This is a genomic window from Bradyrhizobium uaiense, from assembly GCF_010811875.1.
Lineage (GTDB): Bacteria > Pseudomonadota > Alphaproteobacteria > Rhizobiales > Xanthobacteraceae > Bradyrhizobium > Bradyrhizobium uaiense.
On record NZ_VKHP01000403.1, the window covers coordinates 1 to 4622 of the forward strand.

5 protein-coding genes are annotated in these 4622 nt (G+C 64.0%); 2 read left to right on the forward strand and 3 right to left on the reverse strand.

The window, feature by feature from the left end; genetic code table 11:
• The coding region (locus tag FNJ47_RS44665) for an FAD-dependent oxidoreductase (protein WP_163162964.1) at positions 1-976 on the reverse strand (976 nt) is incomplete at its 3' end.
• A 276-nt stretch (positions 977-1252) separates the two neighbouring features.
• Here FNJ47_RS44665 and FNJ47_RS44670 point away from each other — a divergent pair.
• Entirely contained in the window at positions 1253-1702 is a 450-nt protein-coding gene (locus tag FNJ47_RS44670; protein WP_236000545.1) for a MarR family winged helix-turn-helix transcriptional regulator, read from the forward strand.
• Positions 1703-1899: 197 nt separating this feature from the next.
• Here FNJ47_RS44670 and FNJ47_RS44675 read toward each other — a convergent pair whose 3' ends face one another.
• Both FNJ47_RS44675 and FNJ47_RS44680 read right to left on the reverse strand, forming a co-directional pair.
• Positions 1900-2820 carry an NAD(P)-dependent oxidoreductase gene (locus tag FNJ47_RS44675; RefSeq protein WP_347341814.1) on the reverse strand — a complete coding sequence of 307 codons (921 nt, stop codon included), beginning with the start codon at positions 2818-2820 and terminating at the stop codon, positions 1900-1902.
• 23 nt (positions 2821-2843) lie between these two features.
• The gene (locus FNJ47_RS44680) at positions 2844-3650 is read right to left on the reverse strand and encodes an N-acyl homoserine lactonase family protein (RefSeq protein ID WP_163162970.1); all 807 of its coding nucleotides are present in this window, start codon (positions 3648-3650) and stop codon (positions 2844-2846) included.
• Between the two features lie 374 nt (positions 3651-4024).
• Between FNJ47_RS44680 and FNJ47_RS44685 the strand changes: the two genes are divergently transcribed.
• On the forward strand, positions 4025-4622 hold a 598-nt coding region (locus FNJ47_RS44685), incomplete at its 3' end, for a caspase family protein (RefSeq protein ID WP_163162972.1).

Genomic DNA, 4622 nt, shown 5'->3' on the forward strand with positions numbered 1-4622 from the left:
TGGCGCCGCGCGCGCCGAACGGCGAAACCTGATGGGCGGAATCGCCCGCGAAGATCACCCTGCCGTGGATGAACTTGGCCATCCGGCGGCATTGGAACTTGTAGAGCGAGATCCATTCGAACTCGAACTTGTCATGCCCGAGCATGCGCTCGATCCGCGGCCGGACATTCTCGGGCTGCTTCTCCGCCACCGGATCGGCATCGGGATTGAGTTGCAGATCGATCCGCCAGATGTCGTCCGGCTGCTTGTGCAGCAGCGCCGAGCGCCCGGCATGGAACGGCGGATCGAACCAGAACCAACGCTCGGTCGGGAACGCCGCGGTCATCTTGACGTCGGCGATCAGGAACTGATCCTCGAACACCTGGCCCGCAAAGTCCGCGCCGACCATCTGCCGCAGCGAGGAACGGGCGCCGTCGCAGGCGACGACAAACGAAGCGTGCACCTGGTAGGAGCCTTCGGGGGTCGCAATGGTCAGCGCGACGCCATCGTTGCGGCTTTCCAGCGCGATCACCTTGTTGCGCCAGCGCAGGTCGATTTCAGGCAGCTGCTCGACCCGATCGACCAGATAGGCCTCGGCATAGAACTGCTGGAGATTAATGAAAGCGGGCCGCTTGTGGCCTTCCTCGGGAAGCAGGTTGAACTGGTAGAGCTGCGAGGCGCCGTGGAAAATCTTGCCGACGCTCCACACCACGCCCTTCTCGACCATGCGGTCGCCGACGCCGAGGCGATCCCAGAACTCCAGCGAGCGTTTTGAGAAGCAGATCGCGCGCGAGCCTTCGCCGATCCGGTCGGCATCGTCGAGCAGCACCACGCGCTGGCCGCGCTGCGCCAGATCGATCGCGAGCGACAATCCCACCGGCCCGGCACCGACCACGACGACCGGATGCTCAGCGATATTGGCGCCCGACCGCTCCTGGTCGGGGTGGCGGCGATAGCCGAACTGGGTTTTGGCCTGTGCCGTATTGGCTGATGCCATTGCGTGACCCTGGATGTTCCCTTGTGCCGGCTTTTGGCTGCGGCTTGTGTGACCGGTTTGCGACCAGGACCTTGCGAGCCGGCCGCGACCTTGCTAAATTAGTCTCACTTGCAACTATCTTAAACTCCCAGTTGGGCCCGCCGTCAACTCAAATTGGAGGAATTTTTGGCCAGGACCTCTGCAAGCCAGCCTCCAGCCCGGCCGCGAAGCGCCGTGGAATCGGACGCGCGCGACGATGTCGCTGCGGCGAAGAAGCGTCTCGATCTCTTTCATTTCATGCCGTTCCGCCTGAACCGGCTGGCGGCCGAGGTGTCTTCGGCGCTGTCGAGCGAATATCAGGCGCGCTACGGCCTCGACATTCCGGAGTGGCGGGTGCTCGCGACGCTCGGCTTCCGCAGCGATCCTTGCAGCGCGCAATACATCGCGCATTGCACCCGCACGCATAAATCCACCATCAGCCGCGCGGTATCGGCGCTGATGGAGCGCGAGATCGTCGAGCGCGTCGAGAACGCCGACGACCGCCGCGAATTCCGCCTGCGGCTGACCAAGAAGGGCCAGGCGCTGTACGAGGAGCTGATCCCGCGCCTGTTGCGCAAGGAGCAGGAGATCTTGTCCTGCCTGTCCGCGCAGGAGCGGCGCGACCTCGGACGCCTGCTCGGCAAGGTCGAGACCAGCCTCGAGTTGGTGCAGACCAGCGAAGAGGCCGACGCGAAGGACGTGTATTAGGACGGCTCTCTTCCGAGCATAGCCACCCAAACCCGTCATCCCGAGGTGCGAGCCTTGCGGCGCAATTGCGCCGCTGGGCGAGCCTCGAAAGATGCACGGCCAGAGTCGGACCGTCGTGCTTCGAGACGGCCGCTGCGCGGCCTCCTCAGCACGACAGTGATGGGACTACGCGCGCAATGCCGGCGTGAAATATTGCACTACGCCCCGTCGATATGCTTGGCGATCACCGGGAAATAGTTATCCTTCGATCCCTTGTCGATCGCTTCCTGCAGCACCGTGCCGATCAGCTCCGCGCCGCGAATCCTGATGCCGGCGTCGGCGGCAAGCTCCAGTGCATAGGACAGATCCTTCAGCGCATATTCGGTCGAGAACGCGCGCTCCGGAAACACGCCCGGCACGATCGCCTTCATGCCGTGGTTGCGCAGCGCGAAGCTGTCGGCCGAGCCCTTCGACAGGGTTTCCAGCAGCAGTTTCGGATCGACACCATTGTGCTTCGCCAGCGCGACTGCCTCGGACAGCGCGTTCACGGTCTCGAACAGCACCATGTTGTTGAGGATCTTGGTCACCTGCCCGGCGCCGACATCGCCGCAATTGGTGACGTCGGTGGCAAAGCAGCGGATCAGCGGCTCGATCGCGGCATAGAGCGCGGGCACCGCGCCGACCATCACGCTGAGGGTGCCGTCCTGCGCCGCCTGCCGGGTGCGCGCGATCGGCGCATCGGCCCAGGCCGCGCCCTTGGCCTGCAGCTGACCGGCGAAATCGCGGGTCTGGCTGACCGAAGACGTGCCGAGATCGACCACGACCTGGCCGGCCCTCGCATTCTTCAGAATGCCGTCGCCCTCGAACACCGCACGCACGTGTTTGGCGCTCGGCAGGCAGAGGAACAGCACATCGCTCTGCTTGATGACATCGGCGACCGAGTCGGCGATCTCGGCACCGTCTGCTCGCACGCGTTCCAGCGGTTCGGCCGAAAGGTCGAACACCACGACGCGCTTGCCGCTCTTCTTGACCAGGTTGCGGCAAATCGGCTCACCCATCACGCCGAGGCCGATAAATCCGAGAGTTTTATGATCAGTCATATCGCTTCTTCTTTTGACGTTTCTTGACGTGTTACGGATGGGCCCGGCCGGGATCGGCGAGGCTATTTCGCGAACGACCGCGACGGCGCCAGATGCAGCGCGAACGCATCGACCTTGTCGCTGGCGCGCGGATAGATCTCGCTGACGATCGGATCGTGACCGGGGATGAAGCGGTCGGGATGACCGGCGAGCCGCTCGACCGTCTCCCAGCCCTGTGCCATGTCGCCGACATTGTAGACGATCGGGAACGGGCTCTTCTTGTGCAGGTTCGCATAGTAATGCGCGGCGTCGGACGCCAGCACGACCGGACCGCGCGCGGTCTCGACCCGCACCACCTGCAGGCCGTCGGAATGGCCGCCGACCCGATGCACGGTGACGCCGGGCGCGATCTCGCCATCCCCTGAATGGAAGGTGACGCGCTCGCCATAGACATGACGCACCATTTGCGTGACATGTTCGATCGAGAACGGATGGCGCAGCATGCCGTTGCACATGCAGCGGCCGGTCGCGTAGCTCATCTCGCGTTCCTGCAGATGGAATTTGGCGTTCGGGAAGCGATCCAGATTGCCGGCGTGGTCGTAATGCAGATGGGTGACGATGACGTCGCGGATCGCATCGGCACTGACGCCGAAGCCGGCCAGCGCATCGACCGGATTGAGTGTCAGCTTACGGGCACGCGCCTTGGCCTCCTCGGCGTTGAAGCCGGTGTCGACCAGGATGTCGCGACCGTGGCCGCGGATCAGCCAGACGAAATAATCGAGATCCTGCGCCGTGGTGTCATGCGGATCGGGGACCAGGAAGTTGAGGTGGGGCCTGCGCGGCGACATCGTCGCATAGCGCAGGGCATAGATCTCGTAGGCGTTTCCCATCGGTTTCGCTCTTGTTTGCGGTCTTGTTGAATGGCTTGCCGTCCCGAACACAAAGCCATCGCCTCGCGCAAAGGTCAAACCGCGCGGAGTGCGACGAGCGCATGACAACAGGGCAGCCCAAGCCACTGTGAGTGCAATCACATTATCGGCTCGCAGGAGCCGGCACCATGCCACGACGGCGATGGCCGCCATGACCGCGCGCTGTTGCACTGCGGTCCCGCTGATGTCACTGCGATAAGCGATGCGGCCGCAGGCCGTTGACGGGGGTTTGGCCGTGGTTTGATAATGCGATTTCGCTAGAGTAAGGTTCCCGTGGCGCAGGCTGGAAGCGGCGCCATTTCACTGGAATGCCGCGATCTGGATTTGCCGCGATTATGAAAATCCGCCTTGCCTTGCTCGCCACGCTGATTTTTTCAATCGCGTCGCCCACCCTGTGCTTCGCCGCCGGCGACCGTTTCGCGCTGGTCATCGGCAACGCCAAATATCCCGACGCCGATGCGCCGCTGAAGGAGCCGGTCAACGACGCGCGTGACGTCGCCGACGAGCTCAAGCGCGATGGCTTCACCGTCGAGGTTGGCGAAAACCTGACCGGCGACGGCATGCGCCGCGCCTTCGACCGGCTCTATGGCAAGATCAAGCCCGGCTCGGTCGCGCTGGTCTTCTTCTCCGGTTACGGCATCCAGTCGAACCGGCAGAGCTACATGATCCCGATCGATGCGCAGATCTGGGCCGAGGCCGACGTGCGCCGCGACGGCTTCAGCCTCGAGACCGTGCTCGGCGAGATCAACAGCCGCGGCGCCGGGGTGAAGCTCGCCCTGATCGACGCCTCCAGGCGCAACCCGTTCGAGCGCCGCTTCCGCAGCTTCTCGGCGGGCCTCGCTCCGGTGATCGCACCGAATGGAACACTGGTGATGTATTCGGCCGCGCTGTCGTCCGTGGTCTCGGACAATGGCAGCGACCGCAGCCTGTTCG